Annotated in this window: 15 protein-coding genes; 13 read left to right on the forward strand and 2 right to left on the reverse strand. The window is 36.3% G+C overall.

All coding sequences use genetic code 11. The features are described from left to right. Window positions 1-528: 528 nt before the first annotated feature. Window positions 529-1,662 carry a replication protein A gene (locus tag HUS62_RS11980; protein ID WP_118845530.1) on the forward strand — a complete coding sequence of 378 codons (1,134 nt, stop codon included), beginning with the start codon at window positions 529-531 and terminating at the stop codon, window positions 1,660-1,662. 70 nt (window positions 1,663-1,732) lie between these two features. Here HUS62_RS11980 and HUS62_RS11985 read toward each other — a convergent pair whose 3' ends face one another. Further along, window positions 1,733-2,488: a hypothetical protein gene (locus tag HUS62_RS11985; RefSeq protein ID WP_175079691.1), complete on the reverse strand. Its 756-nt coding sequence runs from the start codon at window positions 2,486-2,488 to the stop codon at window positions 1,733-1,735. Window positions 2,489-2,511: 23 nt separating this feature from the next. Continuing rightward, window positions 2,512-3,192 carry a hypothetical protein gene (locus tag HUS62_RS11990; protein WP_175079692.1) on the reverse strand — a complete coding sequence of 227 codons (681 nt, stop codon included), beginning with the start codon at window positions 3,190-3,192 and terminating at the stop codon, window positions 2,512-2,514. Between the two features lie 132 nt (window positions 3,193-3,324). On the opposite strand from HUS62_RS11990, the gene HUS62_RS11995 reads away from it, so the two are divergent. From HUS62_RS11995 to HUS62_RS12050, 12 genes are all read left to right on the forward strand, one after another. Beyond that, window positions 3,325-5,226 (forward strand): DEAD/DEAH box helicase, encoded by a 1,902-nt coding sequence (locus HUS62_RS11995; RefSeq protein WP_220095022.1) that lies wholly within the window; start codon window positions 3,325-3,327, stop codon window positions 5,224-5,226. Between the two features lie 259 nt (window positions 5,227-5,485). Continuing rightward, entirely contained in the window at window positions 5,486-6,007 is a 522-nt protein-coding gene (locus HUS62_RS12000) for a hypothetical protein (protein WP_175079694.1), read from the forward strand. Window positions 6,008-6,657: 650 nt separating this feature from the next. After that, complete coding sequence (locus HUS62_RS12005) at window positions 6,658-6,933, forward strand: hypothetical protein (protein WP_118845543.1); 276 nt, start codon at window positions 6,658-6,660, stop codon at window positions 6,931-6,933. 945 nt (window positions 6,934-7,878) lie between these two features. Beyond that, window positions 7,879-13,470, forward strand: a complete 5,592-nt coding sequence (locus tag HUS62_RS12010) for a hypothetical protein (RefSeq protein ID WP_175079695.1) — start codon at window positions 7,879-7,881, stop codon at window positions 13,468-13,470. A 395-nt stretch (window positions 13,471-13,865) separates the two neighbouring features. After that, window positions 13,866-14,051, forward strand: a complete 186-nt coding sequence (locus HUS62_RS12015) for a hypothetical protein (RefSeq protein WP_175079696.1) — start codon at window positions 13,866-13,868, stop codon at window positions 14,049-14,051. 77 nt (window positions 14,052-14,128) lie between these two features. Then, window positions 14,129-14,659: a hypothetical protein gene (locus HUS62_RS12020; RefSeq protein ID WP_175079697.1), complete on the forward strand. Its 531-nt coding sequence runs from the start codon at window positions 14,129-14,131 to the stop codon at window positions 14,657-14,659. 33 nt (window positions 14,660-14,692) lie between these two features. After that, on the forward strand, window positions 14,693-14,947 hold the full coding sequence (locus HUS62_RS12025; protein ID WP_175079698.1) for a hypothetical protein: 255 nt from the start codon (window positions 14,693-14,695) through the stop codon (window positions 14,945-14,947). A 21-nt stretch (window positions 14,948-14,968) separates the two neighbouring features. Then, on the forward strand, window positions 14,969-15,340 hold the full coding sequence (locus HUS62_RS12030; protein WP_175079699.1) for a hypothetical protein: 372 nt from the start codon (window positions 14,969-14,971) through the stop codon (window positions 15,338-15,340). A 21-nt stretch (window positions 15,341-15,361) separates the two neighbouring features. Then, entirely contained in the window at window positions 15,362-15,694 is a 333-nt protein-coding gene (locus tag HUS62_RS12035) for a hypothetical protein (RefSeq protein ID WP_175079700.1), read from the forward strand. A gap of 88 nt (window positions 15,695-15,782) precedes the next feature. Then, window positions 15,783-16,025 carry a hypothetical protein gene (locus tag HUS62_RS12040; RefSeq protein WP_175079701.1) on the forward strand — a complete coding sequence of 81 codons (243 nt, stop codon included), beginning with the start codon at window positions 15,783-15,785 and terminating at the stop codon, window positions 16,023-16,025. A gap of 16 nt (window positions 16,026-16,041) precedes the next feature. Then, window positions 16,042-16,311, forward strand: coding sequence for a hypothetical protein (locus tag HUS62_RS12045; RefSeq protein WP_175079702.1), 270 nt, complete (start codon window positions 16,042-16,044; stop codon window positions 16,309-16,311). A gap of 20 nt (window positions 16,312-16,331) precedes the next feature. Continuing rightward, entirely contained in the window at window positions 16,332-16,664 is a 333-nt protein-coding gene (locus HUS62_RS12050) for a hypothetical protein (RefSeq protein ID WP_175079703.1), read from the forward strand. Window positions 16,665-16,674 lie beyond the last annotated feature (10 nt).

The raw sequence follows: 16,674 nt of genomic DNA on the forward strand, positions 1-16,674 counted from the left end.
AATAAACTGAAAATAAATCTCAGACCCTAATTACACGTTATTCAGTAGTTATGTAGCTTCTCAGATCGCATTTACACTTTATTTTATGAGCTAAATTTTTGTGTCAGATCGCATTTACACGTTATTTTATGACTTCAAATTTCATCCCAGATCGCATTTACACGTTATTCTATGGCCTCAAATTTCATCCCAGATCGCATTTACACGTTATTTTTTGGCCTCAATTTTCATCCTAGATCGTATTTACACGTTATTTTTGAACTAAATCTTCACCTCAGATCGCATTTACACGTTAATCAAATAGATAGGTTTTGAACTCAGATCGCAGTTACACGTTATTCAAACTGTTACTCAAACTACCAGATCGCAATTACACGTTATTTTTAATAGGTTTATTAGGTAGTCAGATCGCAGTTGCACTCTATTATCGTTATGATTATAAAGAGTTTTTTAATAATGGTGCATTTTGCTGTGTTATTTATATAGCGATTTGATATATTTGAAATTCAAGTATGCGGGAATATCGGTATGAGCAAAAACAAACTTACAATAAATAATTTGCCAGAGACTATCAGCACCAAAGGGCTAGTAGTTCAGGAAGCCGCTGAGGTTGAGCAGCTGAAACTCTTTACTGATGTGCATTTTGAAGGTTTGAAATCTAATTCATTATCAAATACCTTTCCTTTATACGATTTATGGTCTCGTTTTGTAAGAGTTAAAACTACCATATACCCAATTAGACAAGCACCAGAAAGGCTCGTTAATTCTCGCTCTATTTCTGATAAGTTGGATGGTGTTGAATACACTGGTGAATTGCAAATCTCACCAGCTGTAATCAAAGGTAAAGAAACAGACTATGTTGCTTGGCCATCTGACCGCGAAGAAAAGGTAGAAAGGGCACTTATTTCACTTGCAACAAAAGGCAATATTTCTAAGATTAATAACGCAAGCGGCACTCGTTACGCAATTCATTTTAAAATGAATGAACTAAATGCAGAGCTTAAATCAGTTAATCAATCATTATCTTATCCAGATTTAAAGGAAGCGCTACTAATCCTGTCTGGGAGTCAACTGTCTTTTAACTACAGCACCAACTCAAATGGTGAAGTAGAAACAAATGAAGCAAAAATGCCTTATCTGGGGTCAATTCATTTTTCTGGTAAAAAAGGGCCAAGCACTCAGAGATGCATTGTATTTCTTAATGAGTATATGGCTCAGCAAATTGAAACTGTATCTTATAAAGGATATTACTTTAACCAGGCGCAACAATTTAAGAGAACCTTATCTAGTTGGCTTACAACAAGACTTTATACATTGTTTAGATACGCCAGCCCCGAAAAGACGTATCACTTCATGCTTGTAAGAATAATGATTAAGTTTGGCTCTATTGAGTCAGAAGACATTACTGAAAATCGCTTAATTGCTATTCGCAGAAATATGACTTCAACTATGAAAGATCTTATTAATGCTGGCATTTTAGAGAAGTATGATATCGCTGCTGTAAAGGACGATGAAGATAAAGTTATAGACTACAAGTACACTCTATACCCAACAGAAGGGTTCTGTGATGAAATCGTGTCACTTAATAAACACGCTAAAAAAATAAAAATTAAAAGCAATACGACAGAAGAAGTTGTTGAAACTCTTTTAATCGAGCAGTAAGGGGCAGTACTATATTGGTTATGGGGGCTGCACTGTTAAAGTTGAACAGTGCAGTGGATTAAAGCTAATTTTACATATCAAGTATTTCAGATTCTTTAATCAAAGCCTTTGAATAACCATACTTTTTAAGCAATTGTTTTACCTCATCTATGTAACCTTGCGAAGCAAATGGCGAAATGTACACTTCTTGAATAAGCTCATTAACATCAATCTTCACGCTCTTACCTTGAATGAAATTAACAGTTTGATCCAAGCTCTTCTCAGGAGGTGAATCATTCAATATGAAAAGCCTTAGCTCTTTTTCAAAATCATAAAATGGTTTTTTCGTTGTTATTAGTGATAGCCTTGATAGACTATCATCGCAAAGGTGTTTTTTATATTTAACTTTACCCATATAAAATGGCTCTGGGTTATTGTCTTGCCCGTTAATCACAGAGCGTTTAAGTTTGCTCACCGACGTTTTAACGGCAACCCCATTCGCTTCACCTGAAAGATAAATCTTCCATAAAGCGTATGACTCATGTGGAGTTAATGACCAGCAGTTGATAAAGACACAATTTTTCTTAGGATTGGTGTTCCAAAAAAAAGCTTCCAATTCACCTTTAAGATTGTTCCCTGTAATACCGTCATTAATTAGGTCATCTCTTTTTTTGTTTTTAACACTTTCAGGTATAGATACTTCATATTGATCTGAGAGTGCATTAGCGTTTGGAAAAAACAAAGTGGAATTTATGAGTAACTGTTCAAATTTCCAAGTACTCATATACCGCCAAACAGATGAATTACCATGAGGTATTTCTAGAGCATCGTCATTTTGTAAAAACATCTTCAACCTCCATTTTCAAGCGCTCAAAGACCCAAACTAGCTGCTCGATTAAAATTCTGCACAGCAAATTCAGCACTGATGTTGTCGAAGTTTTTCAAATAAGAGTCCAGTGCAAATTGACCTATACGAACTGCTTCATTGATAGGAATAGGTACTCCACAAAGCTTTTTACCTTTTTGTGATACTTGCACAAACAATTTCCCTTCTTGGTATTGAACCTTTAATGATTTGTCATTCTTAGCTCCGTAATGCTTTAACTCAATACTTTCCTTAATGAATAAAAATGCGCATAGAAATTCAATCAAACCTAGCTGAGTAAGCTGAATAGAAATTTTGTTTTTCCAGTCATAACTTTTATTTGCTCCAGAAGCGGCCTCAATTCGAATAGTAATTACCCCTTTCCTTGTTATATCTGCTTTGAATTCGACAGCAGCCTTGCTTGCATGAACTTTAATTGAGTAATACCTTCCACCGGGAGCATAATCAGGGTTGAAATCACAGCTTTGTGTTTGGCCTTCTTGACCCTTTTGACCCTGTTTCACTGGAGACTGAGCGTTATTGTTATGCATATGACTAGGAGCATAGTTCTCATTCACGTATTGGTTTTGACATTCAGCACCAGTGTTATGCATCTGACTAGAATCAAAATACTCATTCGCACTTTGAGGCTGATATTGTGGTTGATATTGAGGATGATTATTCATAAACAAATCCAGTAATTAATTTACTTCATTATTTCAAAACATAGATATCGCGCATTTTTAGAGTTAAAAACCTCCAAGTTGCACATTTTTCAATATGAGGGAATATAAAGGAACGATTCAACGACGGGGAAAATGATGGAGCTGAAATCATTAGAGTGCTTTGGTATTAAACATGCTTGGCAGGTGCCATTAATTTGCCCAGTTGAAATTGAAGATTACACAAACATTGTCACTGAATTTTCTAAGGCATATCAATTAAGCGGCCATAAAATAGTAATAGCTGGAAAATTAGTATCAGCACCATCTTTCAATTGGGTTAGAGGGAAAGGGGTTTTAACAATTGAGCTGTTTGACGATTTAGGTTACTTACTTTCAATAAAACTTTTCGGTGATACAAAGCTTATTGAAGAAAGTCTGGCTGAAGTTGGTTCAACCTATTACTTTAAAGGAGTTTCATTTGCTAATGGGGCTTACCTAAACTTACGCGCAGCAAAATTGATATCCAGTGCTGACATTGGGAAATTCGTACCAATTTACAAATCTAAGCGCGGTTACCTGTCTAAAGAGCAGGTAAGAGAGGTTATTAGAAAACAGTTACCCAGCACACTTAATCAAGCAGAAAAACATCTAAGGGAAGTTATAAAATGGGTACCAAACATTAGACAAGTTTTAAAGACTAAGAAAATGACTTTAAAAGATGTTCTAACCGAATTGCACAATCCTAGTTCGGTAGAGTCATGGGAAGAAGCTAGGGGTGTCATAAAAAGAATTGCCGCCTTATATTGTATCCGTGAAATGAATGCCTTAAATCCAAGAGAGCCAAATAAACTTGTAAATTCTTTACACGGTCTACCTATCAACGTGCTAAAGGAGAAAATTCCTTTTGAATTAACTACAGAACAAACACAAATTGTTGAATCAATAACAAATAAATTTAAGGAAGGTACCAAAGTCGATGGGGCTCTAATTGGTGATGTAGGAACTGGAAAAACAGTTGTCTACGGAATTTGCGCTGCTTCAGTGGTCTCCGCTGGTGGGCGAGCAGCGATTATGTTACCTAGCCAAACCCTTGCAGAGCAAATTCATGAAGAGTTAAATTCATATTTTGGTTCGTTAAAGCCAGTCTTAGTTACATTAGAAACAGAGCAAACAAACTTAGAGGAAACGAATTTTCTAATCGGTACAAGCGCTCTGCTACATCGAAGGGTTGGTGTACTGAATTTAGTTGTGGTTGATGAACAGCATCGGTTTGGACTTGAGCAAAGAGAATTACTACTTTCTGAAAATACACACTTTTTGGAAGCAACAGCTACTCCAATACCTAGAACCCAGGCTTTGATTTCGTATGGTAATTCAAAGCACATATTCAGACTTACCAAATGTCATGCTAAGAAAGAGATAACCACTAAGTTAAGACTTAAAAGTGAAAGCCATGCACTAATGAAAGAGTGCCTTAATCAAGTTGAGCTTGGTAACAAAGTACTCGTTGTATGTCCCACAAAGGATAATTCTGAGAATTTCGCATCTGTAGAAGAGGTATTCACGAAGTGGAACAAGTTTGCCCGAAATAAAGTTAGGTATATTCATTCGGGTTGCAGTCCAGACCACAACAGAAAATCAATTGCAGATATTAAGTCGGGCAAGGCTAGCATACTAATCTCTACAACAATGGTTGAAATTGGCTTGACTATCCCTAGGTTAACAAAAACGATCATCTACCATGCTGAAAGGTTCGGAACAATAACGTGCCATCAAATACGGGGACGTTTAGTGCGTCATGGTGGAAAAGGACAGCTAGATTTATATTGCCCAACTGAGATTGGTGAAAAATCATTACAACGCTTACTTCTCTTAACTAAGTTCGACGATGGTTATGAATTGGCCGAACAAGATATGATCTTAAGAGGATTTGGCGATATTGTTAAAGCAAGCGACTTATCTCAAAGCGGCTCTACTAAATCCATATTAATTGGGGAAAAAGTTGAAGTTTCTGATGTGGAAGAAATTCTATCGACACTAGAAACTACAAATTAACTCTTAACATTCAATTTCATTGTTTTGCTCTCTTTGTGAAGCATAAATATCTCACTTTATCGCAAAAAAAAACTAAAAATAGTAAATAAAACTCGCGGAGCACGATAAATACATACTGATATATTACTAACAAATCTCGATCTTATCTTTAAACGGTTAGCAGAGGACAAATTTTCTTTGCTGGTATTCATAGGTTGGATACAGAAATAACTGTAGAAGCTAATTAAGTTGTCTAAAAATTTCAAACCTGGAGTTTGTTGTGGGATTAAATTCAGAACGTAAGCTGATCACATTACTCACTTTACTATTAGTTACGCTTTTAGTTGCGGGTATTTTAGTGTGGGTGTCTAACTACCGAGGCTCTATACCGGATATTGAAATGAGCTTAACCCCGGTTGAGAAAGAGAAGCTTAGTGAAATTGGTTCAGTGAAATTAAAAAGGGCAGGATTTTTTGATATTGATTGTAAAAGCTATACTGCTCATGAGTTTAGTTATTCTATTACATCAAGTAATAGCAGCAGATCAGATGACTATGCAAAGTGGTCATGCGGCCCAACCCTGAGATATGTTGATTGCCCTGAAATAAAAGTAAGCATCCAAGGTGAGCAAGCTCTAATTGAATCGGGATTAACACAAAAAAGCGAATATGGTTTAGAGCAAGTGAAAATGTGTGCATCGCTTGCTATTAAAAATGCGCCAACAGAATTACGAGCCACGAATTCAAAGGTAACAAAATCTAATAGTGAAGCAGAAAACCTGCGCTCTTATCAATTAGATTGAGGTTAAGTCGGTTTAATCAAGACAATATTAAATCAGTAAGGTGATTGTATGAGTAATGTGAAATCAGAAGAATTAAAGCGATGTAAATATATAACGACCAGTCTTGTTACAGCAGCAGCCTTGACAGTGTTCTTAGTTTTTATATTGTACGTTCATTCGCTCATTGTTGAGAACTTAGGCAGCATCGATGCTTTTTTCACACTCGACATCGAATTCCTAAATATATTTTTAGTGATTGTGTATTCAAACATCTTCGTGTTAACAAGCTCGTCAATAATATTAATAAGCGCTAGAAGCGAGCTCAATACTATAACCTGGTACATCGTACTCGCTATCAGCATCCTAACGTACATTATTTTAATGGCCATATATTGCAATAGCTATTGGGGTGTAAAAAACATTACAACCTTCCAAAGCAATCTAGCCACCTTTATTTGGCTACCTGTTTGGTGTTTTGTGATTTTAGTTTTTGCCATTTTGAGTGAAATTCATCGCGAATCTAAAAAATAGATCGTTAACAAAAAAGAATAAAAATAAGCTTGTACTGGCTTTGTGTAACGAGCGATTTCAATCGTTTAACAAAGAGATTTCATTACTAGCGCCGTCTAGTGCTTTATAAGTAATTTGGTTTTTTAAATATTGAGGTAGGTATGATTGCAGAAAAAATTAAGCAATATTGTGATGAAAGCCCATTTAGTAAATTTTCACTTAAGCTTATTGCTTTGCTAGAGGGTTCAAAGCCTAATTTAACAATCGACAATGTGATTTCGATACTAGATAACCGCCAAGAGTTTGAAAGCTTTGTTATCGGTTTAGAGCCATCTAAAAACAAAGCCGAGTTGGAGAAAGTGTTAGAGTATAGCGAAGATTTTTTATCCCAATTAGTTTCACAAGTTTTGACTTTGTTGATTAAGGCAAAAAATTAATATTGTCATAGAGTAGGCCATTTCCTTTTCGTAACCATCTGATATATAAGTTATAAAGTATTTATTAAGATGAGCTTTATTTATTCAAACTAAAAATACATATGCTATAAAAGTACAGTACCTAATTCATCAACTACACTTACCCTTTATAAACTAGTCAGAAAGGCGTATGAATGGTTAATCAATTAGCTTACGTGATAAGCGCACCTGTTTTGCTAGCCTTTAGTGTTCAGTTTTATAAATCAATCATATTCAATAAAAACCTTTCGGCTATTTGCTTCTTTTTTGCCATAGCTATTTCATGCGTGACTAAGGTAGGGTTATTCTTTTTATACAATAGTGGAGATGTATGGAACACACTTTTGTACTTCACATCTCTTAACTTTCTAGAAAAGTTTTTTATGCTGTTCGGCCTTTTCTACTTACTTAAATTGAAAGTTAGTTTCAAAATAACTTTTTGTGTTTTTTCTATAATTTACTCTTGGTTGTTAATTGGCTGGTGGCTCGGGATTTCCACTTGGAACTTCAGAGGGCTACTGGCAATGTTTAATGCTTCATTTTACATTTTCTTGGTAATCTTCTTAGTTAAGTTTAAACATCTTCTTCCACAGAAGATCATTAAACCAGCTATGTTTACTTTATCAATTTACACTGTGTTTTGGTTAAGCTTGTATCCAGTCATGGCAAAATTTCCCATATGGAAGACTGTTGCAATCTATTCAGAAACAACTTTATGCATATCGATGTATGCTATTTTCTTTGTTGCTTTTAATGACAAAGTTAAATGTGATAGTGCGGTTTGACTAGGGTTGGTTGGAAATTTCTTTAATCATTCCCTTCCAAAATTAATAAAACGAATTTTTCTTCTATTTCAATTTTTTTTCAGGCTTTATTGATTGGCTAAGTTGGTAAGTTAACTCTGAGTAATTCCAACAAGGTCTAATAATGAGTTATTTAAAGGCAGCGGCTTTAACTACTTTGATGTTTTCATTTAGCGCTATTGCTATCACAACTATCAAAGGAACGATGAATGTCTACAAACCAGAATTTGTCATCGAGAACAAATCAGGCACACTTATTTCAAACGTAAGAAACTTCAAGCTTGAGGCTCGCCAAACTGTTATAGACGATTACTGTACTGTCACTACAGATAACAATTTAGCATTACAAGGGGGAACCTTAAGCGCTGGATATTGTTTATTTGAATGGAATAACACAGCCGGTTATTCAATTGATGGATTTAAAGTTGAAGGCGTTGCCTCCAATTCAGGTCCGAATAGTATTGGCTACTCAATTTATTATTATTCAGGGTCAGCAAAAGCTAAAAAGTTAGTTGATACAAAAAACTTTATCTTCAATTTTGCAGCTCCAGTTAAGCCCACTGTCCAAAGATACTCAGTTAAGCTTGGAAACTCATGGAAAAGCGTAGGTAGCCATACCAATTACAACCCCGCAAACAAGTTTTCTGCAGTTAGAGTTAATGTTGACGCAAGGGATTACAGTCAGAAGGTATCTATACCATCGCTTGGTAGCTGTACAGTAGTAAGTGGCGCTACTTCATGCGATATTTCATTTTCAGAAATAAAGCTTGGTGATGCTATTTCAAATAAAGTGGGCTCTTTAAGCTATCAAGTGTCAGTTGATTCGAGTAATAGTTATTGGGGAGTTAGTAACACCAAACATGCTTTAACTGTTCCTTGGAATTACCAACCAACAAAAATTGACCTTTTTGAGGTTAATTCAATGCCTGCTAGTTATGCGACTACAAAGACAATAAACGTTAATAGCAAATCAATTCAAGTTTCGAATAACACAGCTAAACTCGTTTTAAATAAGCCTTCAAGCGAGATTGTTGGCGATTGGTGGGCCCCATCTGAGTTAAATGTAAAATTCAGCCGAAATAGTCAGCCAAGCATTTCAAGTGGCATCACCTATAGCGGGAATGTTCTATATACAAAAGATGGCTCACTAGTTACAGCAAATAAGACTATTACGAGCACTAAGAGAGAAAGTGTAAATGGTGCATATGTTTACACGTTCGATATGACGCAAATTGAAGATGGTTATTATGGTGCTTCTGTGGCTTTCACAAATTCAAGTGGCATCCCTTCTAACCAAAATTTTAATGGGTTAAGAATTAACAAAACTGCCCCAAAAATTGATATTTTCAAATCAGGTGTTAAGCAAAATAACAGCAGTAACTTTGCATACAATCAAGAGCTGGTAATTTCAACTTTCAATTCATTTACAGATGACGTTGACCTGATATCGATTCAAATTAATTCTTCTAACGTTGCTTTTAACAAGCCTAAAATTGGTGTGGCCACAATACCTGACACTGTTATTTTCAAAAATGGCTTAAATACAATAAAAGTTACGGTCAAGGATACTCTGGGACATTTATATTCCAGAACAATCACACTAAATAAAGTTCAAGATGAAATCGAGTTTAAGATTAACAATTTAGGTGGTCGATTAGTATCTCACGTAAAAGAGTCTAGTTTTGAAGCAGTCCAAACTAAGTTTTCAGATTTCTGTGACATTGTGACTAATGAAGCGGTTGCAATTGGTACCAACAATAATGTATCTGGAAAGTGTTATTTTGAATGGGTTGGTATGGATGAGCTTGATAGAGATAACTTTTCTCTGAAAGGTCGATTGAGAATGAGCGGAGTTGTGCCTGTTGGGTATAAAGTGTTTGCCTATTTTGGCGCGGAGAAAGAGAAAACACTAATCAAGTCTGGAACTACATCTTTTAACGTCGAGGCCCCAATTGCGCCTGAACTAACAAAATATTCTATTTATGTAGGGAATAAATGGATCGACAATAATAGCGATGTCAATCACGATCCAAACGCTCAGGTTAAAGCCATTTCAATCACTACTAAGCCAGTTAATTATTCACAACAGGTGATTGTCGATAATTTGGGGAGTTGTTTAATAAATGCTGAAAGTACATCCTGCACAATAAATATCACTCCTTATTTCCTTGGAAATAAAAATTACATTGGCTATGAGGATGGCATTGTTTCTCACCAGTTTAAGGTAAATTCAATTAATAAGTACTTTACTGATAAAGAAATAAACTCACAGGCCATTGTAAGTTGGGAATATGCATACTCTCGGGTAGAGCAAGTAAAAGTTAATGCAAGGGCTAGTGGTTTGCCATTGAGCTTTGGCTTGTTAGGCGCTTCTATAGATGTTGAGAACGAAACAGCGAGAGTTGTATTTGATAAACCCTCTCCAGCTATATCAGGTACATGGTGGCTTCCTAAATCGATTGAACTTGAGTTTAAAGTTAGTGGTTCGCACGAAGTCCTTAAGGAACTTGAATTTGACGGTACTACTCTTTTTAAAAACGATAATATTACTGAAGGTGAAACTGTAATAGTAAAAAATCTAACCGGGCCTGAAGTTATTAATAACAAGTTTATTTATACAGCTGATGTGCAGAGTGTACCAGATGGACACTACGATATTACGGTTACTTCAAAGTACTTATATTCAAAATCAGATAAAAAAGAATTTAAAAACGCTGCATTCTTATCTCGTAAGCAGCCATCAATTTCTATTTTCAGAAACAGCCAAAGTATGGATGAAGATGATGAGTTCTACTTTGATAGTGAACTGTTAGTAGCAGGGTTTAATGGCTACGTAAATGGTGTCACTATTGAGAGTGTACAATCAAACGGCGTGCCATTAAGTTTAAATTCTGTTGGTGACGGTATTGTCACTATTAATGGCTTAACTCAGCAGTTATCACCAAAAGATAATGCAGAAATTAGTGTTGTAGTAAAAAACTCTTCAGGTGATAAATTCAATTATGATCTAAATGTTGTCTTTGCTCCTATGTCGTTTGATATAAAGCATCGTGAAAACGACTATCTACCGTTCAGACTAATTGAATTGGTTTATTTAGATTCTGAACAAGTGAGCGGCGAAGAGTGCCGGTTCTATAGTGAAAGAGACCTCGCGGTTAAATATGCGCGCAAAGGTGTTAAAAGTTGCATATTCAATTGGGTTAATTTACCAGAAGGCTTTGAAATATCATTGCGAGGTAGAACACCATCGGCTGTTGGTTATTTAGACAAAGCGCTTGTAGAAATTGAAAGCGATATCGAAATAATTAATGAGTTTGGTGAAACGCTGATCATACCTAATGAAAAAACACAGATTTCTTCTCAGGAACCAACAGGGATTTCAGTTGAAGCTAGCTCAAGGCGAGAACTTATAAACGGTTTTTATCCAGTTGAATACTCGGGTGGTGAAATTGTCAGAATGGGTACTGTATCGAGCCCTGGTTCATTAGATATGACATTCGACACCAAAGGGGTTAGCCAAACATTTCCGAAAAACCCTTCTACAAGAACAGGTGAAATATTTAGAACATCTGGTAGGTTCGATATGCCTTTTGAAGTTGAACGCAATCTATGGGAAGTATTCCCTATCGATTACAACGTTAAGTACCATAGAATGCCAGAAATAAATGCATCCCAAAGCATTAAAGCTTTAGTCGTTCCTGATAGCACACTTGGCGTTAATCTAGATTTTCAAGATGATCAGATCCTATCTACCGATGAAGTAACAGCTAAAATCAACCTTGGGAATTACAATCGAATCGATGGATGGGTTTATGACAAAAGCTCAATGGGTGAATGGGAAGTTTACATAGGTAAGTATGACAGAAGAAATATACCTGAACCATTAACAGAAACTGTCACAATTGATGCGAAAGGAGAAGCCTTCATAAAAATGCCAATGGAAGTTATTGGCGAAGAAAGTGGAATTTATGTTGCAGTAGCAAAAGCAAAAACACCTATACCTGATTATGAGTACTATATTCAGTCTGCTCGTGCATACTTTATTGTGTACAAAGGCACTAAAATTGAAGGGGAGCTAAAGGATGGCTTAATTAAGGGCCGGATACCATTGAGAGCTTCAGCAATTTACTCACCTGAAGACCGAGCAGATGTTGGATCACTTGGCCGAGTTGTGTGGGAAGTTTCAAGTAACGGTTCAGATTGGAGGGAGTCTACAGAACATAAAGATACTTTACGTTGGCGTAAGCGATATGAAAACGAAGAAATTGAATACTTGAGAGTTAAAGTTGAAAATAAGTTTACAGGCGAATGGTCAACTAGCGGTACTCTAAAAGTTGTTGCTTATGAAAAACCTGAACTATTAATTCAACAAACTAATGAAGTTCTATTTAATGAAGCTGCAAAGTTCGTTTTGTATGACGGAGATAACCTCGTTCAAAATGGGGATGGTGTTATCGAGTGGTCAACTGATAATCGTAAGTCTTGGTTCTCAGGTCCAGCAGAAATCTCATTCTATAAAGATGACTTTACAGGAAGAGATATCAATGCCCGAATGAAATATAACGGGATAGCAAGTGACAGTAGTTTGGGTGATGAAGCTTTTGTCGAAGCTAGGGCGCGATACTACTTCTTAAGAGCGCCACGATTCTATTTTGATTTAGATGTCCCTGATCTAGTCGAAGTCGGCTCTACACACCATATTAAAGGAAGCTCTTTCACAAGAACTGAGTCTATTAATGGTAGGACTCAAAACCAATGGGTGTTACCGGATGGGAAAGTAATAAATGATAGTGAATTTGACCTGACATTTAGTGAAAATCTTCTTGAAGGAAGAAACTTTATTCTGACCTACCAAGCTTGGGTAGAGGGGTCAAAGCAAGAGACAATCAACGAGACTAGAGTTCGTGTGAAAAGCTGGACATACGAGTTTCCTGAAATTGAACTAAACATGCCAGCTACAGTAAATTATATGCCTTCTAAACATATTGCATGGGTAGGCTTAGAGCGTCATTTTGCTCCTGGCGTCGAGTATACATATGAGCTACTAAAAACACCCGGAGTTAAAGTGTTAAATCAAGATGACGGCAAGTTTACTCTGCAGTTTTCCCAAGAAGGAATGAAAAATCTCACATTTAGGGTTACTAACAGCAGGGGACAAAGCAAAGAAGTAAGCCAAATTGTAGAAGTTTTACCTCCAACACCATTAGAAATTGAGATTGTGCGTACATTCAGTAATGAATACCTGAGATATCCATTAGATGTATCACTTAGATCTCGTGTATGGCTTTCACATCCAGATGATAGAGTTTCAGTGTATAAATGGTACTTGGATGGCGCGCTTGTCATGGAAAGCAAGCGTTATAGAGAAAGTATTGGAGATTTATCAGTTGGCAATCATACTATCCGCGTCGATGTTGAAACTGAGTTTGGTCAGACTGGTTCGCAGTCATTTGAAGTGAACGTGATACCAAATCAGAAACCAACCGGTAGTATTAATATGCATGAAACTGATCAAGTGTTTGAATTACATCTCAACTGTAATGACTCGGATGGTCGAATTGCTGCGACTACATGGCAGTTAAATGGTGAGTTACTAACGCATTCTCATAATATTATCCAATTCAGCAAGGATAAGCTAAAAGGTACAAATTATGTTGTAGGTAGATGTTATGACGATAGTTTTGAATACATAGATATCACTCAGACAATTCATTAAATGGTATGTGAATATGGCAGCTATTTTGACTGCCATATTCATAAAAAATGAACAACCTTTGATTGGGCTCAAATGTTGCTGAAAGGTTGAAAATTATTGAAGAATACCTTTGCCTTTTCTGGCAATGCTGATCTGTAGTTCAGTTTTGTGCATTACAATGCCTTCCTATTTCAAAAGTTTTCGAATTCAATATAAGAGCAGTTGTTTTGCATAGCTCTTTGATAGCCTCAGTGTGCAGCTTCTACTATTCCAATATCACCCCAGTTAGTAAGGGGTTCTCATTTTAAAGCCCAAAAATTCAGCTATGTTGGAATTTGGTGTAACCCTTCCCCTTTACAATGCTAACTAATTAAGTATATTTAACCAATAAATTAAGGTTATTGAGAGTATTTTAATTGAATAGAACCGAATTTAAGGCAGAGTATGAAAAGCGTGGATGGACACCTTTGTTGCTGGCTAAGCGATGGGGCTGTAGTAAAACACGTATTCATCAGATGGCCGCAGAGGTGGAGCAAGGCCACAAAAAAGCGCAGGCCTATATCGACATGCTACACGGTTTACCCCATGTAATAAATAGTTAAATATATTTAATTCAATAGTTGACAGTTAAATATATTTAACTGATACTTATTGTAAGTTAAGCAATTGGAATACAAACATGAACGAAATTAGCTTAACTGACCAGCAAAAAGAAGACTATCTAGCTGATTGCGCTGAGTTCAGAAGACAGAAAACAGCTATACGAAATAAAGGTCTATCAACCGTTCAACAAATAATTGCATATATCGAATTAAGTAAGTCGGTTCTTGATAAAAACAGTGATATTGCTTTGAGCTATGAATGCAGCGGTCGCGGTTTACCAGCTCACAGTTATTACAATGATGTAGCTTTTTACAAAAACATTAATGGTAACACTGACGGTATAGAACATTTGATTGATGAAGGTTATCTTCTAAAGATTAAAGCTAACAATGATCGTTATGAAGCTGGTAGAGCAAAGTGGGATAATGAAGATACTACAGAGGTAAGTTTGGTAAATTTGCCAGAGGAAACGAGTAGCATCCAAGACCCCCAAGAACGTATCGTAGAATTAGAAAATGCTTTACATGAAATAGGTAAGCTAGCAGAAAGTGGTGAGTTAGAGTTTTACGCTGTTACCGCGATTATTGCTAACGCATTACCAGAGTAAATAGAGTGTTGGAAAAACAAACCGGAGCGAATCATGGGTAGTGCAACGAAGCTGATAAATACCACAAATCAAATTGACAACGCTCAGGTTGTGCAAGCTGGTTATGGTCATAAGAGTGTTCGAATGAAGCATGGCGGTAAAGAGATTGGTTTTGCGACAACTACATACTCTCATCATCAAACAGATGAAGTAAAAGAATACGCTGCTGAAAGAATTGCATTGCTTATGATGCTTGCTAAAGGCATGACTAATGAGCAGATCATGCTACAAGTAGCTAAAAAGAAATAGTTGGAATAAGGAGCATTTAACGTGGAATTTGAAATAACAGAAAACGATTATTTGAAGAAATTAGATAGCGCAGTTTATTCAGATTCAGTGACCGGCAACGTGGTTCGATGCACAAACAGTCAATGCTCGAAACCAGCTATTCCGGTTTGTTTTGATAAGGATCAGTTCCTTTGCACTGGCAAAGAGCGTGACACAGGGCGAGCCTGTATGCGACTGTTCACGGTCAATAAACTAGCGGTTGAATATACTTGCACAAGCTGCGGTTCTACCAGTGACGTTGAAATGAAAGAGCACTTGGATGAGAAAATATATATTGAGTGTGAATGTGGCGAGCGTTGTGAGCCCTCGGAGTCAGATGAAATCTGCGAGCTACGTGCTCAAGGCTTAATTTAACTTGATTGGAAAATCTGATTTATGCCTTTAACACCGGATCACATTCTCAAAGAACGTGAAGAAACGATTAAAAATTCGGTTACGGGTTGTGAGTTCTTTCAATTAAAAGTTGGTTGGCCTGTTAGCTCTGACTCTGCTCATTTTGAATTAATCCAAGAGGGATCAGGTTCGTTTGTAGAGCTAATAAATATTCTAGAGTGTAATGCTCATTTGCGAAAAGTAACTATTTGGATTGCTGGCGGTAAACTTTTAAAGGCAACCAAGCATAAAAAAAGATTGTTCTGGTTTGGTGGCGAAAATATTTCAAAGCAAAAGGCTAAGGAAATATTGAGTATTGCCAAACTTAGAAAATAACGTATTGGAAAACAAGCTTTTGCCAGTGGCGTTTAATTAAGCGCTACTCACAAAAGTAAAATGTTCAACAGGCTTAAAGGGAAAAATAATGGCTGTAATAACGAAGAAAGATGAAAAAATCGAAAATGTGGTTGGTGAGTTAAACGAAGGATATTCATTTGATGACTTCATTAATAAATTTCAAGAGCTTTACCCGAAGGATTGGAGCAAAATTGAACGTGAGTATGCGAAACATGAACGCAAAACTAAGCCAGGGAAAACACATCCTATGCCTGAGCCAATTCAGTACCTCAAAAACGCTCTGAACGTATGGAATAAAAAGAACAAATAGTTTAATTGGAATAAATATGACACAGAATAGGTTTAAAACAGAAACTCAAGCAGTTGTTTTTCTATGTATATGGGTTTTGTTTTTGTTTCTTATCGGAGCTTTATTATTTGAGAGAGAAGGAATAGCTGGAGCATGGTTTCAAGTTTTCGGTGCAGGTGTACTGATATTGGTTGGTCTTTTTGATTTGCTGTCAGTAACTAAATCGACTGAACGAATAAAAGGTATATCAATTAGTCTGTGCTCTTTGATCTTACTTATACCCGCACTTAAAACAGCTATTGGCTAGGTTGGAAAAACGGAGTATTTATGGGATTAACACCGCTACAGTTAATTAGTAATTTGCGTGATACTGATTACTATATGCAAGTCATCTTTACACAAGGCGCTTGCTATAAGTTTCACTTATTCCTTAAATCTCTTTTTCCTAATTCAACTGCACTAATCAACAGTGATAAAGATCACATCGTCACATTAATTGATGGTTCTATGTATGACATTACAGGCGAAGTTCAAGGCGATTATGAGCAGCTAAATGATGATGATTTAAAAATCGCTGAAAAGTGGACGTTTGCAGGAAATAAGTTGATTTCTTTGGGTGAGTGTTCTCACTGTGAAGAACCGATTATAGTTGTTAAATAGCGTATTGGAA

Origin of the sequence: Pseudoalteromonas sp. 0303 (assembly GCF_013349995.1) — a bacterium.
GTDB lineage: Bacteria > Pseudomonadota > Gammaproteobacteria > Enterobacterales > Alteromonadaceae > Pseudoalteromonas.

What these genes read in the sequence shown, in the direction of transcription:
- HUS62_RS12025 (WP_175079698.1), top strand. Translation starts at nt 14,693, where the DNA reads ATGGGTAGTGCAACGAAGCTGATAAATACCACAAATCAAATTGACAAC.
- HUS62_RS12045 (WP_175079702.1), top strand. Translation starts at nt 16,042, where the DNA reads ATGACACAGAATAGGTTTAAAACAGAAACTCAAGCAGTTGTTTTTCTA.
- HUS62_RS12010 (WP_175079695.1), top strand. Translation starts at nt 7,879, where the DNA reads ATGAGTTATTTAAAGGCAGCGGCTTTAACTACTTTGATGTTTTCATTT.
- HUS62_RS11985 (WP_175079691.1), bottom strand. Translation starts at nt 2,488, where the DNA reads ATGTTTTTACAAAATGACGATGCTCTAGAAATACCTCATGGTAATTCA.
- HUS62_RS11990 (WP_175079692.1), bottom strand. Translation starts at nt 3,192, where the DNA reads ATGAATAATCATCCTCAATATCAACCACAATATCAGCCTCAAAGTGCG.
- HUS62_RS11980 (WP_118845530.1), top strand. Translation starts at nt 529, where the DNA reads ATGAGCAAAAACAAACTTACAATAAATAATTTGCCAGAGACTATCAGC.
- HUS62_RS11995 (WP_220095022.1), top strand. Translation starts at nt 3,325, where the DNA reads ATGATGGAGCTGAAATCATTAGAGTGCTTTGGTATTAAACATGCTTGG.
- HUS62_RS12020 (WP_175079697.1), top strand. Translation starts at nt 14,129, where the DNA reads ATGAACGAAATTAGCTTAACTGACCAGCAAAAAGAAGACTATCTAGCT.
- HUS62_RS12005 (WP_118845543.1), top strand. Translation starts at nt 6,658, where the DNA reads ATGATTGCAGAAAAAATTAAGCAATATTGTGATGAAAGCCCATTTAGT.
- HUS62_RS12040 (WP_175079701.1), top strand. Translation starts at nt 15,783, where the DNA reads ATGGCTGTAATAACGAAGAAAGATGAAAAAATCGAAAATGTGGTTGGT.
- HUS62_RS12035 (WP_175079700.1), top strand. Translation starts at nt 15,362, where the DNA reads ATGCCTTTAACACCGGATCACATTCTCAAAGAACGTGAAGAAACGATT.
- HUS62_RS12050 (WP_175079703.1), top strand. Translation starts at nt 16,332, where the DNA reads ATGGGATTAACACCGCTACAGTTAATTAGTAATTTGCGTGATACTGAT.